25 protein-coding genes are annotated in these 20561 nt (G+C 42.6%); 15 read left to right on the forward strand and 10 right to left on the reverse strand.

Features of this window, described 5'->3' with window-relative positions; genetic code table 11:
• Positions 1-41: 41 nt before the first annotated feature.
• Positions 42-1103 carry a M20 family metallopeptidase gene (locus tag BK139_RS15085; protein WP_076260315.1) on the reverse strand — a complete coding sequence of 354 codons (1062 nt, stop codon included), beginning with the start codon at positions 1101-1103 and terminating at the stop codon, positions 42-44.
• 321 nt (positions 1104-1424) lie between these two features.
• Here BK139_RS15085 and BK139_RS15090 point away from each other — a divergent pair, with 321 nt between their 5' ends.
• Entirely contained in the window at positions 1425-1928 is a 504-nt protein-coding gene (locus BK139_RS15090) for a DoxX family protein (RefSeq protein ID WP_076260318.1), read from the forward strand.
• A gap of 55 nt (positions 1929-1983) precedes the next feature.
• Here the strand turns inward: BK139_RS15090 and BK139_RS15095 are convergent, their stop codons facing one another.
• From BK139_RS15095 to BK139_RS15105, 3 genes are all read right to left on the reverse strand, one after another.
• The gene (locus BK139_RS15095; RefSeq protein WP_061793375.1) at positions 1984-2172 is read right to left on the reverse strand and encodes a YfhD family protein; all 189 of its coding nucleotides are present in this window, start codon (positions 2170-2172) and stop codon (positions 1984-1986) included.
• A 93-nt stretch (positions 2173-2265) separates the two neighbouring features.
• Positions 2266-2391, reverse strand: coding sequence for a YfhE family protein (locus tag BK139_RS15100; RefSeq protein WP_076260320.1), 126 nt, complete (start codon positions 2389-2391; stop codon positions 2266-2268).
• A 74-nt stretch (positions 2392-2465) separates the two neighbouring features.
• Positions 2466-3371, reverse strand: a complete 906-nt coding sequence (locus BK139_RS15105) for a TIGR01777 family oxidoreductase (RefSeq protein ID WP_076260323.1) — start codon at positions 3369-3371, stop codon at positions 2466-2468.
• 104 nt (positions 3372-3475) lie between these two features.
• Between BK139_RS15105 and recX the strand changes: the two genes are divergently transcribed.
• Positions 3476-4279, forward strand: coding sequence for a recombination regulator RecX (gene recX, locus BK139_RS15110; RefSeq protein ID WP_076260326.1), 804 nt, complete (start codon positions 3476-3478; stop codon positions 4277-4279).
• 18 nt (positions 4280-4297) lie between these two features.
• On the opposite strand, the gene BK139_RS15115 is transcribed toward recX, so the two are convergent.
• Positions 4298-4969: an SDR family NAD(P)-dependent oxidoreductase gene (locus tag BK139_RS15115; RefSeq protein ID WP_076260328.1), complete on the reverse strand. Its 672-nt coding sequence runs from the start codon at positions 4967-4969 to the stop codon at positions 4298-4300.
• A 178-nt stretch (positions 4970-5147) separates the two neighbouring features.
• On the opposite strand from BK139_RS15115, the gene BK139_RS15120 reads away from it, so the two are divergent.
• A complete protein-coding gene (locus BK139_RS15120; RefSeq protein ID WP_076260331.1) occupies positions 5148-5477 on the forward strand; it encodes a YfhH family protein in 330 nt (109 codons plus the stop codon).
• Positions 5478-5535: 58 nt separating this feature from the next.
• Here BK139_RS15120 and BK139_RS15125 read toward each other — a convergent pair whose 3' ends face one another.
• Both BK139_RS15125 and BK139_RS15130 read right to left on the reverse strand, forming a co-directional pair.
• The gene (locus BK139_RS15125; protein ID WP_009335831.1) at positions 5536-5694 is read right to left on the reverse strand and encodes a YpzG family protein; all 159 of its coding nucleotides are present in this window, start codon (positions 5692-5694) and stop codon (positions 5536-5538) included.
• Between the two features lie 19 nt (positions 5695-5713).
• Positions 5714-5884 (reverse strand): small, acid-soluble spore protein K, encoded by a 171-nt coding sequence (locus tag BK139_RS15130; RefSeq protein WP_048011772.1) that lies wholly within the window; start codon positions 5882-5884, stop codon positions 5714-5716.
• Positions 5885-6011: 127 nt separating this feature from the next.
• Here BK139_RS15130 and BK139_RS15135 point away from each other — a divergent pair, with 127 nt between their 5' ends.
• Complete coding sequence (locus tag BK139_RS15135; protein ID WP_048011773.1) at positions 6012-6281, forward strand: YfhJ family protein; 270 nt, start codon at positions 6012-6014, stop codon at positions 6279-6281.
• A 189-nt stretch (positions 6282-6470) separates the two neighbouring features.
• Here BK139_RS15135 and BK139_RS15140 read toward each other — a convergent pair whose 3' ends face one another.
• Positions 6471-7451: a metal-dependent hydrolase gene (locus tag BK139_RS15140; RefSeq protein WP_076260333.1), complete on the reverse strand. Its 981-nt coding sequence runs from the start codon at positions 7449-7451 to the stop codon at positions 6471-6473.
• 206 nt (positions 7452-7657) lie between these two features.
• Here BK139_RS15140 and mutY point away from each other — a divergent pair, with 206 nt between their 5' ends.
• Positions 7658-8752: an A/G-specific adenine glycosylase gene (gene mutY, locus BK139_RS15145; protein WP_076260336.1), complete on the forward strand. Its 1095-nt coding sequence runs from the start codon at positions 7658-7660 to the stop codon at positions 8750-8752.
• Positions 8753-8787: 35 nt separating this feature from the next.
• On the opposite strand, the gene BK139_RS15150 is transcribed toward mutY, so the two are convergent.
• Positions 8788-9012 (reverse strand): hypothetical protein, encoded by a 225-nt coding sequence (locus BK139_RS15150; protein WP_076260338.1) that lies wholly within the window; start codon positions 9010-9012, stop codon positions 8788-8790.
• Between the two features lie 165 nt (positions 9013-9177).
• On the opposite strand from BK139_RS15150, the gene fabL reads away from it, so the two are divergent.
• The 10 genes from fabL (at position 9178) to nikC (ending at position 19414) form a co-directional block, all read left to right on the forward strand.
• Positions 9178-9927: an enoyl-[acyl-carrier-protein] reductase FabL gene (gene fabL, locus BK139_RS15155; protein WP_076260341.1), complete on the forward strand. Its 750-nt coding sequence runs from the start codon at positions 9178-9180 to the stop codon at positions 9925-9927.
• Positions 9928-10012: 85 nt separating this feature from the next.
• Positions 10013-10204 carry a gamma-type small acid-soluble spore protein gene (locus BK139_RS15160; protein WP_048011778.1) on the forward strand — a complete coding sequence of 64 codons (192 nt, stop codon included), beginning with the start codon at positions 10013-10015 and terminating at the stop codon, positions 10202-10204.
• Positions 10205-10376: 172 nt separating this feature from the next.
• Complete coding sequence (locus BK139_RS15165; RefSeq protein WP_035333110.1) at positions 10377-10628, forward strand: YgaB family protein; 252 nt, start codon at positions 10377-10379, stop codon at positions 10626-10628.
• Positions 10629-10915: 287 nt separating this feature from the next.
• A complete protein-coding gene (gene ntdP, locus BK139_RS15170) occupies positions 10916-11446 on the forward strand; it encodes a nucleoside tri-diphosphate phosphatase (protein WP_009335840.1) in 531 nt (176 codons plus the stop codon).
• Between the two features lie 214 nt (positions 11447-11660).
• Positions 11661-13409 carry an ABC transporter ATP-binding protein gene (locus tag BK139_RS15175; protein WP_076260345.1) on the forward strand — a complete coding sequence of 583 codons (1749 nt, stop codon included), beginning with the start codon at positions 11661-11663 and terminating at the stop codon, positions 13407-13409.
• 321 nt (positions 13410-13730) lie between these two features.
• Positions 13731-14747, forward strand: a complete 1017-nt coding sequence (locus BK139_RS15180) for an ABC transporter ATP-binding protein (RefSeq protein ID WP_076260348.1) — start codon at positions 13731-13733, stop codon at positions 14745-14747.
• Positions 14722-15690 carry an ABC transporter ATP-binding protein gene (locus tag BK139_RS15185; protein ID WP_076260350.1) on the forward strand — a complete coding sequence of 323 codons (969 nt, stop codon included), beginning with the start codon at positions 14722-14724 and terminating at the stop codon, positions 15688-15690. The genes BK139_RS15180 and BK139_RS15185 overlap by 26 nt, the downstream gene beginning before the upstream one ends.
• A gap of 77 nt (positions 15691-15767) precedes the next feature.
• The gene (locus BK139_RS15190; protein ID WP_076260352.1) at positions 15768-17378 is read left to right on the forward strand and encodes an ABC transporter substrate-binding protein; all 1611 of its coding nucleotides are present in this window, start codon (positions 15768-15770) and stop codon (positions 17376-17378) included.
• A gap of 116 nt (positions 17379-17494) precedes the next feature.
• Entirely contained in the window at positions 17495-18499 is a 1005-nt protein-coding gene (locus BK139_RS15195; RefSeq protein ID WP_048010462.1) for an ABC transporter permease, read from the forward strand.
• Between the two features lie 54 nt (positions 18500-18553).
• A complete protein-coding gene (gene nikC, locus BK139_RS15200; RefSeq protein ID WP_076260380.1) occupies positions 18554-19414 on the forward strand; it encodes a nickel transporter permease in 861 nt (286 codons plus the stop codon).
• A gap of 61 nt (positions 19415-19475) precedes the next feature.
• Here the strand turns inward: nikC and BK139_RS15205 are convergent, their stop codons facing one another.
• Positions 19476-20555 carry an FUSC family protein gene (locus tag BK139_RS15205; RefSeq protein ID WP_076260354.1) on the reverse strand — a complete coding sequence of 360 codons (1080 nt, stop codon included), beginning with the start codon at positions 20553-20555 and terminating at the stop codon, positions 19476-19478.
• Between the last annotated feature and the right edge of the window lie 6 nt (positions 20556-20561).

Genomic DNA, 20561 nt, shown 5'->3' on the forward strand with positions numbered 1-20561 from the left:
TTTTTACCATATCGGGAGACTATCCGCATTAAAAAAGCCTTCTAATTTGAAAATTTCATAGCAAAGTCGATAAGCATTTTTACATATAAATGGATGGAATGCGGCAGAACGTATTCCTTATCACCGTGCCAGTTCATGCCGGTTGGGCCAAATTCGATAGCTGGAATCCCGTAATTGGCAAAGAACACAGTATCCGCAGAACCATGCTGTCCAAAGAAAACCGCTTTATCTTCTGTGTGTTTTTCCACAATAGGTTCAAGCATCAGGATGAAAGGATTATCTCTGGCTGTCACAAGCGGCTTTGAGAACATATTCATGATAATTTCCCCATCTGTGATATTTTCAATTTGTTTAATGATTTCTTCATGGTTCTGCTGGGGCAAATAGCGGATATCATACGACATAACACATTTTTCAGGCACCTTATTATAAACATCCCCTCCGGTTATTTTTGCAAGATTAATCGAAGGGTATGGGTAAAATTCCGATGATTCCTTTGCAAAAGGCAATTCTAATAGTTTTTGATGTACTTCAAAAGCCTTTTCGATAGCATTGACTCCTTCCCATGGACGGCTGCCGTGTGCAGGATCTCCTTCTATCTCGATGTCCAGCCTGATAACCCCTTTTGCTTCGAGCGCAATTCCAAGCTGAGTGGGTTCAGAGCAAATGACAAAGTCGCCGCGATATCCCTGTTCTGCTAAATATCCGGAACAGTTAAAGCCGCCGATTTCTTCATCTGAAACAATTTGAAGCTGTATTTTTACGCCTATGGGCATATTTTTGAGCTCTTTTACCGCGCACATCATGGCGGCAACCCCGGCCTTCATATCCGCAGCTCCACGCCCATAGATCTTATCGCGGACTTCTACAGGAATGAACTGTTCATCCTTTCCTGAAACAACATCCACATGTCCGTTAAAAATAATGGTCTGATCCCCGCTTCCAATTTCACAGACAGCCATTTTATAGCCATTATTTTCGATGACTCTGGAAGGGAGGTCATGTCCTGACAGCCATTGATGGCAATATTCAATGGCCTGGTTTGCTCCCTCCTTTGAAGAGCTGTCAATGGAAATGAGATCTTTCAGTAAGTTTTCAAGCATATGTCAAAGGTCCTCCTTTATTACAGCAATAAATTTACACAGTCCCCTTTTACTATTCCCGCTTTGGGAGGATGAAAACAGCCTATTTTATGATGGCCCAATAATTGTGAAGAATTGGTGAAGTGTATTGCGAAAAGGGGAGGGATGGAGTATATTATAAGTGAGGAAAGTTAGTGAAGTATTTCACAAAATACTTCAAAAAAACATTACTGCATCATCCTTTCCTCCTAAGAGCTGGCCGGCTTTTTAAATGCCCAAGAGGGAAAAAATTTTAAAAAACTATGTGAAGTTGTTCACAATAATAACATGGAGATGATTATGATGAAATGGTGGAAAACTCCTCAGGCAGCAGTTGTGTGGACCGTATTAAGGGTTTGGCTGGGTATTCAGTGGCTTGAAGCAGGATGGCATAAGGTAGCAGACGGATTCGATGCAGGCGGATTCATGCAGGGGGCCATTGCCAAAGCAGCTGGCGATCATCCGGCAGTGCAGGGCTGGTATGCGGGATTCCTGGAAAATGTAGCACTTCCAAACGCGGACTTATTCAGCACTCTAGTGGCATGGGGCGAAGTACTTGTCGGGATTGGCCTTATACTTGGAGCTGCGACCATACCGGCTTTGATTGCAGCAGCTTTCATGAATCTAAACTTCTTATTAGCAGGAACAACAAGCACTAACCCAATACTATATACAGCAGCAATCATCCTTCTATTTACAGGCGCAGGTGCTTACTACTGGGGAATTGACAGATTCGCTTATCCCTATATCAAGACAATGATGAAAGGCGGACACGGCATAGGCAAAAGAGAGGCACACACTCACTAAGCAAAAATAGGAAGAAGCAGGAACATGAAGTTCCTGCTTCTCTTTTACCTTTGAGCTAGCGTTTTTTTCTGCTTTTCGCCCGCTGATCGGCAGCCTTGGAACGTGCCATTGCCTCGAGATCATCTTGATCGGCGAGTTCGCGGTTAAATTCTACGTCAATGCCGTCAGATTTCATGTTTTTCGGTACTTGTGGAAGTGATGCTTTGTTTTTATCACGAGTTTTATGTCCATGTGCACGGCCCATTGTAAATAACCCCTTTCAGCAATAAAGGTACGGAAACTCAGGTGTTTCCGTACCTTTATCATGTACCATCGATCAGGGCGGTATGAGTGGAAATTAATGTTTGGACTGTCTGCCTGCAAATCCGCCGGCTTTGTCAGCCCGTTTGAATTCTCTTGAATAATTTACTTCCTGCATGCTTGATAACGTGCTTTTGGATTTGTCTCTTTTCTTTTTATCCACTTTGCATCATCCTTTCAGAATAAGGGTACACACTTACCTTATTTTTGCCTTATTTGACATAAATGATACAAATCTCATTGATAAATATTCCTGAGAGCTGACCGTAAATCCGGATATAAGAAGTCATAGCCGAATGTCTGCAATTTTTCAGGAAGCACCTTTTGCCCTTCCAAAACCAAAGTACTCATCTCCCCGAGAGCTATTTTTAAAGCAAAACCGGGAGCGGGCAGCCAGTGGGGACGATTAAGGACTTCACCGAGTATTTTTCCGAATTCTTTCATTGTCAGGGGGGTTGGTGATGTAAAGTTAACAGGCCCCTGCAGCTGCTCGAGTTCCATGCAAAAAAGAATTCCGTTTACAACATCATCTAAATGAATCCAGGAAACCCATTGATCACCTGTTCCGACAGGCCCTCCGGCAAATAGCTTGTAGGGAAGTGCCATTCGCGGAAGAGCTCCATCGTTTTTTTCGAGAATGATTCCAAATCTGCAGAAAACGGTCCGGACTTCAAACTCTTCTGCTTTGGAGGCCTCTTCTTCCCAGCGTCTTACTGTTTCAGCTAAAAAATCAGTGCCGCTTTTCCTGTTGGCTTCTGTAAAGGTTTCATTCCGGAATGTGCCATAGTAACCGACCGCACTGGCATTGATTAATGTATACGGCTTTTCTTCAAGGCGGCTAATAATGCGGAGAACTTCCCTTGTGGCTGTAATGCGGCTGTTTAATATACGCTTTTTACGTTCATCTGTCCATCTCCCGCTGTTAATGGACTCACCAGCCAGGTTAATAAACACGTCAATGCTTTCCAGGGCATCCTCAGGTGAGTCATCATCGTTCAGCCATTGTACATAATTTAAATTTTTAGAAGAGTGTTTATCAGCTGTATTCCTTGTAAGAATGAACAGTTCATGATTTTTATCCAGTAATTTTTTAACCAAGGCGCTTCCAACAAAACCAGTTCCGCCGGCGATGGCTATTCTCATGGGAAATTCCCCTTTCAAGTGTCATATCCTTTGGTACATTTTACGACGTTTTCTTTCAAAATCCTTTTTTGGATGTGTTACATTTAAGATAAGAGGTGGAGAAAATGCCGACTATTACGAAAATCACAGTTCAGAAAAAAAACACAGACCGCTACAATATATATATGGATTATGGGAAAGGTGAAGAATATGCATTTAGTGTGGATGAAGATGTTTTAATTAAGCATCAGCTCAAAAAGGGAATGGAGCTTGATGAATTCTCTTTAAATGAAATTGGCTATCAGGATGATATCCGGAAAGCTTATAACAGGGCTATTCATTATTTATCCAGAAGAATGCGCTCAGAAACCGAAGTCCGCAAACATTTAGCTGAAAAAGAAGTGGAAGAACCGGTTATTCAGGAAGTTATCCACAAATTGTATAATTACCATTTTTTAAACGATGAAGAATTTGCAGCTGCTTTTGTGCGTACACAAATGAACACATCCGATAAAGGAAAGAGTCTGATCCGCACAGAACTGAAGGAGAAAGGGATTTCCCCTCAATTGATCGAAGTGGCATTGGAGGAATATCCAAGGGATGCTGAAGTAGCTGCGGCCATAAGGCTGTGTGAGAAGTATTCCAAGAAATATGATCGTGATTCATCAAAAATCCTTAAACAAAAGCTGGAACAGATGTTAATGCGCAAAGGCTTTAATTTCGACATCATTCAAGAAGCCGTATCTGAAACAGAGATTGATAAAGAAGAGGATGAAGAACTGGCTGCCCTGAGGTTCCAGGCGGAAAAAGCGAAGAAGAAATATGCGAACCTTCCTGAGTTCGAATATACGCAGAAAATGAAGCAAGCCTTGTTCAGAAAAGGTTTTTCTTTTGATTTAATAGAGCAATTTTTAAGTGAAGAAGAATAACACATGGAAGCCCATGTGTTATTTTTTTGACTCGATGACAATTGAGTCTTCCTCCATATGATCCAGAATCATTTCTGCCACTTCTTTAGGAGAACGAAGCCTCGATTTGTCCTTGATATGATCGCTTTCATCCCAGAAAGGGGTGTCCATGCCGCCCATATAAACCGCTTTCACTTTAATATTTGTATTCTCCAGTTCCTTCTGAAGGCTCTCCGTAAACCCTCTTACAGCGAATTTGCTAGCCACATACACGGATTCATTTACTTTCCCTTTTAATCCCGCAGTCGAAATGATATTCATCAGCAAACCTTCGTTTTTTTCCTTTAAAAAGGGAAGCAGGGCCTGTGTCATATAAATAGTGCCCAGCGTGTTAGTGTCGAACATGTCCTGGATGTTTTGCTCTGTAAGGCTGTTAACTGGCCCGAAATGCCCAACCCCGGCATTGTTAATCAGGCCATGGAGTTCATGATTTTGGATTTGCGTCATCAATTTGCTGATGTCTTTGGTTTGTGTGATATCTAAAGTATAGGATTGAGCACTTCCGCCGGCTTCATGAATTTCCTGTTCCACGCTCTGCAGCTTGTCCAATGTCCTGCCTGTTAAAATAATATGAAATCCCTGTCCCGCAAACAATAAAGCAAGCTCTTTTCCCAAGCCCGACCCTGCGCCGGTAATGATGACTGACTTCATCTGAATCCTCCTTTAGAACGTCTTATAATCACCATCTTAGCAAAAAAGTCCAACACATGCGAAATGCATCAAAAACAAAAAGCAGGAGCCTTTTCTAAACGGGCATTTTCTCATATACTTAGCTATGGAAGCCTTAACAGTAAATGTAACTATCTGAAGAAAGTAAGAGGATATTAATATGCAGGAAAAAAGATACAGTACAATGACTACGTATGAGCTTCAGCAGGAAATTGCCAGTTTAAATGAAAAAGCAAAGAAAGCGGAACAGATGGGGATGGTAAATGAGTTTGCCGTGCTTGAACGCAAAGTCATAATGGCGAAATCCTACCTGCTCAATCCAGATGATTTTTTACCCGGTGAAATTTATGAAATCGACGGGGATCCGGGAGTTTACTTTAAAATTGACTATATGAATGGTGTATTTGCCTGGGGATTCCGGCTGAACGGAAGCAAAGGCGAAGAAGCTCTGCCCATTTCCATGCTGAAAAAGTTAGAGAAAAAAGGATGACCTGACGGGCAATAAGAAACAATCAGAGGGGGAAAGCCCCCCTGATTGATGTTTCACCTTAAGAATTTTTGCGAATCTGCCGCTTTAAAATAATGAGGTCTTGAGTTTGCTGGGTCTCGCCATTTACTTGTGAATGTGCACGTTTTGGCCTAAAGTGCGGTGAAGTAAATGGACTGGAATACGGATTATCACCAAAAAAGTTTTTGCTGTTTCCCATAACCAAGCCTCCCTGTATTTTAAAATTCAGGTGTGTCACTTTCGCGGTCTGTTGAAGCTTTCATTCGTTCCTGAGGGTGTGTGTTAATGGTGCCATCAGCCCGGCGTGAAGCATACTCTGCTTTTGCCCGCGGCTCCCCCTCCAATTTTATATTGTTCTGATTTGGGAAATTTCTCGCTTTATTGCGCATAATAAGCCTCCTAAACCGGAATAAGAGAGTGACCGGCAAATAGCTAATCACGTAATACTATTATTTGTATTTTACGGAAGGCTATGAAGGATTAAAGGGATTAATAATTGGAAAAGAGGTGATTTTTATGAATGAGTACCAGCAAAAGCTTTATGAGCTTTTATTGGAAAAGAATAACCTGCTTTCTGCAAGTCAGGCCCAGACATGGATTGAGCTGCTTTGGGAGGATTTCGAAGCAACATATGCCAAGGCTGGCAGAGAATATAAGGGTGCCGAAATGACAGAAAGAATTGTAAGGCAATGGATAGAAAACTATGGCAGCAGGCTCCATGAATTTGTTGCCAATAATCCTAAATACAAGCATTTGCTTGAGCAGGATAAGAATACCCTAAATTAAAAACAGGCTGCCCAATCGTAGCAGCCTGTTTTTTATTAAAGGATAAGAAAGTATGAACGTCGATAACTGTCTAGCTCCAGCGCCTACCCCCTCGAGGTCACAAGCCAATCCTCCCAAAAAGGCAAAGAACGCCTTTCCGGGAGGCTCGTCTTGTGCTTGTCGGGGGTGGGCAAGGCGCTTGCGCTTTTCTTATCCCGGAAGAATATCCAGTTTTTTTCGAAGCTTTTCCTCGCTGAAAATCCAGCCTGTATAGGATGATTGAATGTTAAACTCCCGATCGAGCTGGACCACGGCTACAAATGGATAATGTCCATTGCTCCGGTAGCGGAGGTCAATAAAGCGAACTTCATAATAATCATCATATTCATCCACTTCCCAGCGGTAAACCGGTGAGAAGGAAAGGAATGCAGATAGATTTTTATCTTTCTTCGCAGCTTCTATAACAGGTGTCTCGGGAACGGGAACGCGATTAAATTGATCGAGAATCCTCACGTGGTTTTTAACAGCACGCCCGACAAAAAATTGCTGCCTGCTCATAACCGCCACACGCCACTGATTAAATCTCATCGTTGGGGCAATGATGATTTCAGTTGCATCCGGTATCATAACCTTTACGGCATTTAAAACACTTCTCTGGGCCGCAAACCGCAGAAGATAATAAACGAAAATAATGCCATAAATGATTAGAAATGTATAACCTGGATGAGCCCCAAATGCCCAAATGAATAATCCGGCGACATGAATCCCGAAAATGAATGGGTCAAATGTGTTAATAATCCCCAGTGCTACCCATTTGGATGAAAAGGGCCGGAGTGCCTGTGTTCCATATGCATTGAATATGTCTACAAAAACATGCAGGAATACAGCCAAAAAAGTCCATAGCCATAAGTGCAGCAGATCCGCTGACGGAAAAAACGGATAAATCACAGCAAGTATGGCAAGCGGCCAAAGCAGGACGGCCGGAATGGAGTGAGTAATTCCCCTGTGATTGCGAATGTAAACGGCATTATTTCTTAGTTTTAAGACAGTGTCGATATCAGGTATTTGCGAACCGATGATGGCTCCAATCATGACACTTGTTGCTGTAGCAGAACTCTCAGCAACAACGGGATCAAGAGTGGCTATGCCGCCAAGCGCCAGCCCCATCACTACATGTGTGCCGGTATCCAAGAGGAAAATACCTCCTTCCCTGGTAATAAATCTTATGTGGAGTGCCTAATTTACTAAAAGTGTAACAGCAAAATTCTTGTATTAACAGCTGATTATGGGTACCTTTAAAGGTGTCGCAGAAGTTGATGTTCAATTATGAATAAGCAGCAACTGTACTAATATATTCCCATATTTTCCGATTGTTTAACATCAGGAGGATTAAAAAATTGAAAGAAGTTAGTCAAAATACAATCGAATCAACCGATATAAAAGGTTTTCAAGATGATTTGCTCAGCTGGTTCGAAGCCGAGCAAAGGGATTTGCCCTGGAGAAAGGATCAGGATCCGTACAAAGTCTGGGTTTCTGAAATTATGCTTCAGCAGACGCGGGTGGACACCGTAATCCCCTATTTTCACCGTTTTATTGAACAGTTTCCGACCATCAAGGATCTTTCTGAAGCAGATGAAGAAAAGGTATTAAAAGCCTGGGAGGGTCTAGGGTATTATTCACGGGCTAGAAATCTTCAGGCTGCCGTCCGGGAGGTACATGAAAAATATGGCGGGAAAGTTCCGGATACGCCAAAAGAGATCTCCTCCCTAAAAGGAGTGGGACCCTATACAGCAGGGGCCATTCTCAGTATTGCGTATGGCATACCCGAACCGGCTGTGGATGGCAATGTAATGCGTGTCCTGTCGCGAATCCTCTCCATCTGGGAAGATATCGCCAAGCCTTCTTCCAGGAAAATCTTTGAGTCTTCCGTTCGAACATTAATTTCACATGAAAACCCGTCCCATTTCAACCAGGCGCTTATGGAGCTTGGCGCATTAATATGTACACCAACGTCGCCTTCCTGCTTATTATGCCCGGTGAGAGAACATTGTACTGCTTTTTATGAAGGGACTCAGCAGGAGCTGCCCGTAAAAACGAAAACCAAAAAGCAGAAAAATGTGCAATTGGCTGCAGCTGTCCTTATAGATGATCAGGACAGAGTGCTAATTCACAAAAGACCCGGCAAAGGCCTGCTTGCTAATCTCTGGGAATTTCCTATGGCAGAGATCAATATTGCTTATGTAAGCGACAAAGAGCAGATGAAGGATGCGTTCAGCACACAATATGGCGCCGATGTGGATATACAGGAAATGACGGGTCAGATCGAACACATTTTTTCCCATTTAACATGGAACATAAATGTTTATAAAGGAAAATTATTAGAACTTAAAGAGGAAAAAAGTGATTTGAAATTAGTCACCCTTGAAGAAATGAAGGAATTTCCTTTTCCGGTTTCCCATCAGAAAATCTGGAAGCAATATTTGGAAAGCTGAACATAGAAAAAAAGGGGAATAATCCCCTTTTTCCTTCACTCATAGCTAACCCTGGTCCCATGAGTATAATCGGCTTCCTGCCTTTTCAGGCCGCCGCGGTTTTCTATTTCTTCAACAATCTCCCTATGAATCGTCTGGCCCTCAGAATTTAAATAAGGCATGATCTGCTGAAATGAATGATGGTAAAAAGCAAGCTCACTGTCCTTCCAGTCCGATTTCGACATCATGGATAGCTCAGTCATATCACGACCCACAAACATATGCCATCTTCCTTTCCTCAATTGGATTACAGATAGTGTTTTAATTCGAATTGCCATATATACATGGAAAAAGCTAAAATGAAATCGGTAAGGTGTTTTGTTTATAAATTCCCTTGATAAAAATCCTTAAACAACAGAAATACATAACAGAAAGGAAATTGAATCATGACACAAAAAGTAGCACTGGTAACAGGAAGCAGCAGAGGAATTGGAAAGGCGACAGCCATCAGGCTTGCCAAAGAAGGCTATGACATTGTCATCAATTACGCACGCAGCAAATCAGCTGCAAATGAAACAGCAGCTGAAATTGAGGCGCTCGGCAGAAAAGCCCTGGTTGTAAAAGCAAACGTTGGGGATGTAGAGAAAATTAAAGGACTGTTCGCTGAGATTGACCGTGAATTCGGAAGACTCGATGTGTTTGTCAACAATGCAGCTTCCGGGGTTCTGCGTCCGGTTATGGAACTGGAAGAATCTCATTGGGACTGGACGATGAATATTAACAGCAAAGCCCTGCTTTTCTGCGGTCAGGAAGCTGCAAAGCTAATGGAGAAAAGTGGCGGCGGAAAAATTGTAAGCATCAGCTCACTGGGATCGATTCGCTACCTGGAAAACTATACGACTGTAGGGGTTTCCAAGGCAGCATTGGAAGCATTGACACGTTACCTGGCTGTTGAACTGGCTCCTAAAAATATCACTGTAAACGCTGTTTCAGGCGGTGCAGTGGATACAGAGGCTTTAAAACATTTCCCTAACCGTGCAGAGCTTCTCGAAGAAGCAAAAACAAAAACACCTGCAGGACGAATGGTTGAAATTGACGATATGGTGAATACGGTTATGTTTTTGTTAGGTGAGGAATCCAGCATGATCCGCGGTCAGACGATTATTGTAGATGGCGGCATTTCTCTGCTTGTTTAATTAAATATGGATATTTTTGGTTTGCAAAAAAGTTGGATAGTTTCCTCCACTCCCGGTTAAATTAATGAGCGTGGAGGTGATTATAATGGCTAAACAACCAAACCAATCTCAAGCTGGAACTAACGTTCAAGAAGTGAGACAACAAAACGCACAATCTGCTGGCCAAGGCCAATACGGTACTGAATTTGCCAGCGAAACAAATGCTGCTGAAGTAAGACAGCAAAACCAGCAAGCTGAAGCTCGCAAAGGTCAAAATGCAGGCAAACAAAGCCGCTAATTACATCTAAAGAAAGAAGCCGCCTTTTAAATGGAAAGGGCGGCTTCTTTTTTTGTGCTGCTCTGCTCCTTCGACAAAACTTCCATAAAGTCAACATAACTAGTCAAAGGGTTAAAAAAAGGTACAGCGAAATTATAGAAATAGGAAAAATAATGGGGACGGTGGAACAAACATGGAGAACTTTAACAGTTTAGTTTCAGAACAGATGAAAACGATGGAAAAACTTCTTTATCTGCAGAGTGAGCTGGAGCGCTGCCAGGAGATTGAAGAGGAATTAAAAGCCATTCAGCAGGAAACAGAGCTTGAAAGTGTTCAGTATGAAATTGCCAGAATGAAAGAAGAGCTCAAACAAATTCATCGTATATTTGAGGAACAGACCGAAGAGGTCATCCGCTCCTATCAGAAAGTAAATGTAACCGTTTAAAGATAAACTCTCTATAATCTTTCGTTGTCTTCAATACCTATAAAATAAGCTATTATATCCTTTTTTTACAGCCGTTGATACATTTCAATGGCTCTTTGTTTTAAAAATTTCCTTTTACCGTTATAATAGTAGAAAACAGGAATCGTACTTTGTTGCCTTTTTCTTTTGATATTATTGAGTCATGCTGTGCAGTATATGCTAAGCATGAAGGGGAGGAAGCCTATTAAAGGCGCCAAAAAAGTATTATCAGGTTGCAAAGCTTCCGGAAGGAAAGTAGGGGAAAAAGAATGGCGGTACCCATCGAAGGCGAACCAATGCAAATACACAGCTATAAACATAATGGGCATATCCACCGCGTCTGGGAGGAAACAACCGTATTAAAAGGGACTCAAAATCTTGTGATTGGCGGAAATGACCGGACAATCGTAACAGAATCTGACGGAAGAACATGGGTGACGAGAGAGCCAGCCATTTGTTATTTTCATTCTCAGCACTGGTTTAATGTGATTGGAATGATTCGGGAAGATGGTGTTTATTATTACTGTAATATTAGTTCACCATTTATTTTTGATGGAGAAGCGTTAAAGTATATTGACTATGATCTCGATATTAAAGTATATCCGGACATGACATTCAATTTGCTTGACGAAGACGAGTATGAACGGCACCGTCAGGAAATGAATTATCCCGATGTGATTGACAGCATCCTTAAATCAAATGTGGACAACCTCATCCATTGGATCCGTCAGAGAAAAGGTCCTTTTGCACCCGACTTTATTGATATATGGTATGAACGTTATCTTACTTACAGACGCTAAAAAAGGGCTGAATGCCGAAAAAAACGCCTGTTGGACCTTGAGTCAGCAGGTTTTTATTTTTGTCCAGCGCAAGCAGTCTGCCCCTCGGGGTCACAAGCTTGCCGAGGGGGGGCAAGGCGCTTGCGCTTTTCGCCATGAATCTGCATGATTGCCGGGTTTAGGGGTAAGTTTAAGAAAATAACAGGGAATGAGACAGAGAGGGGGAGCGATCCGGTTGGACAGTATAAAAAGATATTTGAAGTTCGTTAAGCCGTATCGGCTTCAGATTATCGGAACCATTATCATAGGCATCATTAAATTTGCCATACCGCTTTTGATTCCGCTTCTGATTAAGTATGTAATAGATGATATTATTGGCAATGATGCTTTGAGTCAGAGCGATAAGAACAGCACACTGTTAATGGTTATGGCTGTGATGATTGCTTTATTTGTCATCGCCCGTCCGCCAATTGAGTATTACCGGCAATACTTTGCCCAGTGGGTGGCAAGCAAAATTCTGTATGATATCAGGGATAAGCTTTTTACCCACATTCAAAAGTTAAGCTTCCGATTCTATGCAAATACCAGAACAGGGGAAGTGATCTCCAGGGTCATAAATGATGTTGAGCAAACCAAAACATTCGTCGTGACCGGTTTAATGAATTTATGGCTTGATGTGGCAACCATATTAATTGCAGTTGTCATTATGCTGAATATGGACGTTACGCTGACGATTGTGTCGCTGCTGTTATTTCCATTTTATGCTTTCTCAGTCAAGTACTTTTTTGGAAACCTCAGAAAGCTGACAAGGGCCCGTTCACAGGCTCTTGCAGAGGTGCAGGGCTACCTGCATGAACGTGTTCAGGGAATGGCAGTTGTTAAAAGCTTTGCCATTGAGGATTATGAGCAAACCCAATTTGATGCGCAAAATAAGAATTTCCTGACAAAAGCGATCGACCATACAAAGTGGAATGCAAAGGCATTTGCAGTAGTGAACACCATTACAGACATATCACCGCTTTTAGTCATTGGATATTCAGGATATCAGGTTATCCAGGGAGATATTTCCCTCGGAGTCATGATGGCATTTGTCGCTTATATAGATAGATTGTACGGACCGCTCAGAAGACTTGTTAATTCTTCAACCACCTTAACCCAATCAATCGCATCCATGGACCGGGTCTTTGAGTTAATAGATGAGAAATACGATATTGACGATTCACCTGATGCCATTCAATGCCGTGATGTTAAAGGGCATATCCAATTTGAAGGAGTGAGCTTTTCCTACAATGAGACTGAGCCTCCGGTATTAAAGGAAATAAATCTCGATGTATCAGCAGGGGAAACGATTGCCCTTGTAGGGATGAGCGGAGGAGGAAAATCCTCACTGGTAGGGCTGATTCCGCGTTTTTACGATGTGAATGAAGGCCGAATTCTTCTTGACGGCACTGATATCCGTTCGTTTAAAGTAAGGAGCCTTCGCGATAAAATCGGGATGGTGCTTCAGGATAATATCCTGTTCAGTGAATCGGTCAAAACTAACATTCTGCTCGGCAAACCCGATGCCACTGAAGAGGAAGTAATCGATGCTGCCAAGGCTGCAAATGCCCACGAATTTATTATGAATTTGCCTGAAGGCTATGATACCAAGGTTGGCGAGCGCGGTGTGAAACTGTCGGGAGGGCAGAAGCAGCGAATTGCCATTGCGAGAATCTTTTTGAAAAATCCGCCGATCCTTGTGCTGGATGAAGCCACTTCAGCCCTTGATCTGGAGAGTGAACATCTGATACAGGAAGCACTGGAAAAATTGGCTAAAGACCGCACGACTTTTATCGTGGCCCATCGACTTTCCACCATCACACATGCAGATAGAATTATTCTGATAGAGCATGGTGAAATTTCTGAAGCGGGAAGCCATGACGAATTAATGAAAAAACAAGGGAATTATTATAAGCTTTTTCAAGTTCAGCAGCTTGAAAATTAGGTATAAAAGCCGGCTCTATTACAGGGCCGGCTTTATTTGTGTGCTTTTTTATAGCAATGCGTTAAATTACTATAGTGTTAAAACAGCTTCCGGCAATTAACGGTCATTAATCTCCATCTTTTTCATAATTATTAGTAGGATATTACTTACAAATCCATATTTAAAAATATATAATGTTTACTATATTTAAATAATTTAGAAAAATGAGTAGACTTAACCAATCTTTTTTTATAGAATGAAAAAAAGATAGTGACCTAAGGTCCAAAATTGTTAAAAATGTCCCATTTCATAGAAAAGGACGATCAGGAAAGGAGTATCCGTGTGACTCAAGCTCCAGTTTTAGATGTAAAACAGCTAAGGACATCCTTTTTCTCTTCAGATGGAGAAGTTCCGGCTGTGGATGATATCAGCTTTTCGGTCAACAAGGGTGAAATTCTGGGGATAGTAGGAGAATCAGGCTGCGGGAAGAGTGTTACATCTCTATCCATTATGAAGCTGATTCCACAGCCCCCGGGAAAAATTGTTGGCGGTGAAATTCTTTTAGATGGAGAAGATCTCGTTAAAGCATCAGAAAAAAGAATGCGTGAATTAAGGGGAAATGAAGTGGCTATGATTTTTCAGGAGCCGATGACTTCATTGAATCCGTTATTTACAATAGGAGATCAGCTGACAGAAGGAATCAAATTACATAAAAAATTAAATAAGAAGGCTGCAATCCAGCAGGCGGTTGAAATGCTTAAGCTTGTTGGTCTGCCAAGGGCAGAGCAGATAGTAAAGGAATATCCCCACCAGCTGTCAGGGGGAATGAGGCAGAGGGTAATGATTGCCATGGCCTTGTCCTGCCATCCTCGGCTTCTGATTGCAGATGAGCCGACAACTGCTTTAGACGTGACCATCCAGGCCCAGATATTAGCCCTTATGAAGGATCTTAATGAAAAGCTCGACACAGCCATAGTCATGATTACGCATGATCTCGGCGTAGTAGCGGAAGTATGTGAGAGGGTAATTGTCATGTATGCCGGGAAAATAGTGGAGGAAGCTCCAGTAGAAGAGATATTCAAAAATCCAAAGCATCCTTATACCCAGGGGCTTCTGCAATCAGTGCCTGATGTAAGAGAGAAAAAGGAGCGATTATATTCCATTCCGGGAAATGTCCCAAAACCGGGCTCCATCAAGACTGGATGCCGTTTTGCAGCGCGCTGTGAATTTGTCCATGACCGATGCATGACGGAAAGTCCTCCGCTTTATAACGCCAATAATGCTGAACAGCATACAGTGCGCTGTTTCCTGCATGAGTCTGGGGGTGTCATTGATGACCGAAGTGCTGTTGGAAGTTAATCAGTTAAAGAAATACTTTCCCGTAACAGGGGGTCTGTTTGGAAGAAAACAGGGTGACGTGAAAGCGGTTGATGATATCAGCTTCTTCGTTAACAAAGGAGAAACGCTTGGCCTTGTAGGTGAATCTGGCTGCGGCAAATCAACCACAGGAAGAATGCTGATGCGTCTGATTGAACCAACAGAGGGGAAAGTAGTTTTTGATGGCAAGGACCTGACTTCCCTAAACTCATCGGAAATGCGCAAGATGAGAAAGGAAATGCAGATGGTGTTCCAGGATCCGTTTGCGTCATTAAATCCCCGCCATACTGTTGAGCAAATTTTGGAAGAGCCTCTCATTGTCCACGGTATTGGGAACAAAGAAGAACGTAAACAGCGGGTAAGAGAGATGCTTGAGGTTGTCGGCCTCAGCAGCTACCATGCCAAACGCTATCCGCACCAATTCAGCGGAGGCCAAAGGCAGAGGATTGGAATCGCAAGAGCATTGATGACCAAGCCTAAGCTGATCATTGCAGATGAGCCTGTTTCAGCACTTGATGTATCCATTCAATCACAGGTGCTCAACCTGCTGGAAGATCTTCAAAAAGAATTTCAGCTGACGTATATATTCATTGCCCATGATCTCGGGGTAGTTAAACATATCAGTGATAGAGTTGGTGTTATGTATCTTGGAAGATTAGTAGAGATCACAACCTCTGACCAGCTCTACGATAAGCCGCTGCATCCTTACACAAAGGCATTGCTTGGTGCAGTTCCCATCCCTGACCCGACTTTAAAGAAAGACAGGGAGCTATTAACTGGGGACATTCCAAGTCCGCAGAATCCGCCAGCCGGATGTGCCTTCCATACGAGATGTAAAGAATGCATGGAAATCTGCAAAACAGATAGGCCGCAGCTGAAGGAAATTGAACCGGGTCACTTTGCAGCCTGCCATCTTTATAGCTGAGCTATATAGGGCAGAACTGCATGGATGATAAATATGTAAATAGCCGATACCGGCAAAAGAAAAAAAGGGGGAAAACAATGAAGAAGCGCAATGGCATTTGGTTCCTGGTTGCAGCTTTGTTACTGTCGCTGGCTCTTGCCGGCTGCAGCAGCAACTCAAGCAGCGGAACGAAAGACGAAAAGGATAAAGAGAAAGGTACAGATACAGAAGAAGCGTCATCAGGCGGTACATTAGTATTTGGCCGCGGCGGTGATTCTACTTCACTTGATCCCGCTATTACAACAGAAGGCGAATCTTTTAAAGTTACAAAAAACATCTATGAAACTCTGATCGAATTTGGTGAGCAGGATACAGAAATTCAGGCTGGCCTTGCTACTAAATGGGAAATGAGCGAAGACGGGCTAAAGCATACATTGAAGCTTCGTGAAGGCATAAAGTTCCACGATGGAACTGATTTCAATGCTGAAGCAGTTGTCTTCAACTTTGAAAGATGGAAAGCTGGAAGCGCTGAGCAGTTCTATTACTATAACTCTCAGTTTGGGGATAAAATCTCTGAAGTAAAAGCTGTAGATGATTACACAGTTGAGTTTACTTTAAACAAGCCAATTGCACCATTCTTAAAGAACCTTGCAATGTCTCCATTTGGAATTGCAAGCCCGGCTGCGATTGAAAAGCACGGTGAAAAATTCCTTCACAACCCGGTGGGAACAGGTCCATTTGTATTTAAGGAATACAAAGCAAACGACCGCATCACTCTTGTGAAAAATGAAGAATACTGGCAGGAAGGCCTTCCAAAGCTTGATGAAGTTATCTTCCGTGTCATTCCTGAAAACTCTGCTCGTCTGAACGCCCTGGCTACAGGCGAAGTCGACTTAATCGATGGTGTTAACTTCAGTGATGTTGGCCAAATCGAAGGAAATCCGGATCTTCAAACGTTTGAACGTCCATCATTAAACGTAGCTTACCTTGGATTGACAAGCACACGTGGACCATTAAAAGATAAAAAAGTCCGCCAGGCATTGAACTATGCAGTTGATAAGCAAGCTCTTATTGATGCTTTCTATGCCGGTGCAGCTGAACCTGCGAAAAACCCAATGCCTTCAGTTGTAGCAGGTTACAATGATGACGTTAAGGATTATGAGTATGACCCTGAGAAGGCTAAGGAACTTTTAAAAGAAGCAGGATATGAAGATGGTTTTGAAATGGAGCTATGGGCAATGCCGGTTCCTAGACCATATATGCCGGATGGACAAAAAGTGGCTGAAGCACTTCAAGCCAACTTTGATGCAATCGGCGTAAAAGCAAAGATTGTAACGTATGAGTGGGGTACTTACCTGGATAAAGCCAAGAATGGTGAAGCTGATACATTCCTATTAGGATGGACGGGCGATAATGGGGATGCTGATAACTTCCTGTATGTTCTTCTAGATCAGGACAGCATTGGTTCCAACAACTACTCTTATTACAAAAACCCTGAAGTGCATGAACTGCTTGTAAAAGCTCAGGCAAGTGCAGACCAGGCAGAGCGTGAAAAACTTTACAAAGAGGCTCAGCTTCTGATCAAAGAAGATGCTCCGTGGATTCCGCTTGTTCACTCAAGACCAATCCTTGCGGGTAAAGCTGATATCACTGGCTTCAAACCGCATCCAACAGGTTCTGATTTACTGGCAACTGTAGAATTTAAATAAGCTGTAGTACAAGTGACATAAGTATACTTCTTATATTCAAGGAAAAGGGAGTACAGTTCTGTAGCTCCCTTTTCTATTCCAAAATATTTTAACCCTTCAAGAGAGGTGAGATGGCAATGCTGTCCTACACACTTAAACGTCTGTTTTCCCTAATTCCCGTTCTGTTGGGGCTTTCGCTGATCGTCTTTTTTATGATCCGGGCAATACCAGGTAATCCGGCACAGATTATCCTGGGACAATTGGCAACAAAAGAAGCAGTAGAGGAATTAACGAAGCAGCTGGGGCTGGATCAGCCTTGGTACCTTCAATATTTTACATATCTGGGCGGGCTTATTACGGGAGATCTTGGAGAATCACTCCGGACTAAAACGGAAATAAGCCAGGAAATTTGGCCGTATCTGGCTGCAACAATTGAACTTACATTCGTTGCCATGTTAATTGCTGTTTTTATCGGTGTGAATGCCGGAATCATCAGTGCCTGGTATCAGAATTCATGGTTTGATTATGTGGCAATGGTGCTGGCGCTTATTGGCGTTTCCATGCCAATCTTCTGGCTCGGCTTGATGGAGCAGTGGGCATTTGCCATTAAGCTGGACTGGCTGCCTACATCGGGAAGGGAAGAAGTAAGAAATCCGATTGAAGCCATAACGAACATATATATGATCGATACTCTCCTGCAGGGAAGAATCGATCAATTCTGGGATGTCATCAGACACCTGATTCTGCCGGCATTTGCCCTGGCGACCATCCCAATGGCGATCATTGCGAGAATTACCCGTTCTACGATGCTTGAGGTAATGAGATCCGATTTTGTCAGAACAGCGAGGGCCAAAGGCTTGAGAATGTTCTGGGTTGTTTATAAGCACTCATTAAAGAATGCCATCATTCCAGTTCTTACGATTATCGGCCTTCAAATGGGATTATTGCTGGGAGGCGCCATTTTAACGGAAACGATCTTCAGCTGGCCGGGAATCGGACGGTATATTTATGAGGCTATCAACTATCGGGACTATCCTGTTATCCAGTCAGGCATACTTATCATTGCATTTATCTTTGTCATGATCAATCTGGTGGTGGACTTGCTGTATGCAGCAATTGATCCGCGGATTAAATATAATTAAGGAGGGGGAACAGACTTGGAACTTTCAACACAAAAAGACCTTCAGCCGCCTATTATGCCAGCTGAAGAAAAAGCGGTTTCCCCCTGGGTGGAAGCATGGAGGAGCTTTAGAAAAAATAAACTGGCTTTAATCGGCACCATTATTGTATTGTTTTTCGTTCTTCTTGCTGTATTTGCACCGCTTATTGCACCGCAGGGGATTAATGAACAGATGCTCTCAAAAAGGCTTCAGGCTCCATCCAGCCAGCATTGGTTTGGAACAGATGACTTCGGCCGGGATATCTTTTCCAGGGTTGTTTATGGGGCAAGGATCTCATTATGGGTAGGTTTTTTGGCCGTAATCGGATCTATTGTGGTTGGATGCCTTTTAGGTGTAGTAGCAGGGTATTATGGCAAATGGGTTGATACCATCATCTCCCGTATTTTTGATATCATGCTTGCTTTCCCAAGCATATTGCTGGCTATTGCGATTGTGGCTGTACTTGGTCCATCATTAAGAAATGCCCTGATTGCCATTGCGGTTATCAATATTCCCAATTTTGGCAGACTGATCCGTTCAAGGGTGCTGAGTGTCAAACAGGAGGAATATATTATGGCTGCAAAAGCGATTGGGATGAGCAACAGCCGTATTCTCTTCAGGCATGTTCTGCCAAATAGTATGGCGCCAATCATTGTACAGGGAACACTTGCGATTGCAACAGCGATTATTGAGTGTGCTGCCCTTGGATTCCTTGGCCTTGGTGCAGAAGCGCCAAATCCTGAATGGGGGAAAATGCTCTCTGATGCGAAGGCATATTTGATACAGGCTCCATGGACGATGATCTTCCCGGGACTTGCGATCATGCTTACAGTTCTCGGATTTAATTTAATGGGTGATGGATTAAGGGATGCACTTGATCCGCGTATGAAGAATTAACAAAAAGCAGCTGAACATCAGCTGCTTTTTCCTATGAATTAAGTTGAAAATAGACCACAGTCTACTCGGCATTCTCCGGTATGGAAACCTCATTTTCTTCCTTATGATATGACTGAAAGCTTGATATAAGCTTATCCAGGTGCTCCACATGTTCATCGTAATCAACAATAGCTGATACTATCTGCATGATATGCGGGAGAATGGATTCTTCATCATGTTCATGTTCTTTTTGCTGAGCCAGGAAAAGGTTCACCAGTTCCTTTCTGCTCAGACTGAAGTCGCCTTCCTCAAACACTACATTCGGACGAACTTTCCCGATGAATTTAAGCATGACGTGTTCGTGATAATGAATAAGAATATCAAGCTGCTGCTGCACAGCATGCTGGAATTCCTCTGGCATTTGCTGCAGATCATTTTCAAAGCGATGAAGCTTTTTTAATGTTTCCAGTGACCGTTTAACAGTGGAAATCATTTGGCGGTAAATAACGAGTTTCCTGGATTTAACCAGATCATTTCGTTTAAAATAATTTCTTTCCTCTTTATACATTAGATACAGCTGTTCAAGCTTAACATTGCTGTCTTTCATTTTATCAATATCGTTTTTCAGAAGTCTGTGTTCAGATGCATGGCGTATGGTAAGCCTGATCCATTTGGTAATTTCCTCTGTGTTATTGGATATTTTAAAATATAGCTTGTTTTCGTATTTAGGAGGCAGAAATACAAGATTAACGATAAAAGCTGACAATACCCCGAGCATTACGGTTGAGAATCGAATAAGAGCAAATTGCAGAAAGGTATCGCCCGGTGTCTCCATGATGACAATCAGGGTTACAAGTGAAAGTCCAATTGTGTTTTCTATTTTAAGCTTAAGATTAATCGTGATAACAATAATAGCTGCCAGGCCTATGATGAAGACATGGTTGCCGAATAAAAGCACAAAAATCACGGCAATTAATGCGCCAATTGCGTTCCCCTGGATCTGTTCCACAATAGAAAGATAAGATCTGTAAATGGTCGGCTGAACGGCAAAAATAGCGGCAATTCCTGCAAAAATAGGAGCAGGAAGCTGAAAGAGTTCTGATAATAATAGAGCTAGAATGATTGCGATTCCCGTCTTAAGTATGCGGGCGCCAAGTTTCATACAATG

It is taken from the genome of Paenibacillus sp. FSL R5-0490 (assembly GCF_001956215.1).
Classification (GTDB): domain Bacteria; phylum Bacillota; class Bacilli; order Bacillales; family Cytobacillaceae; genus Cytobacillus.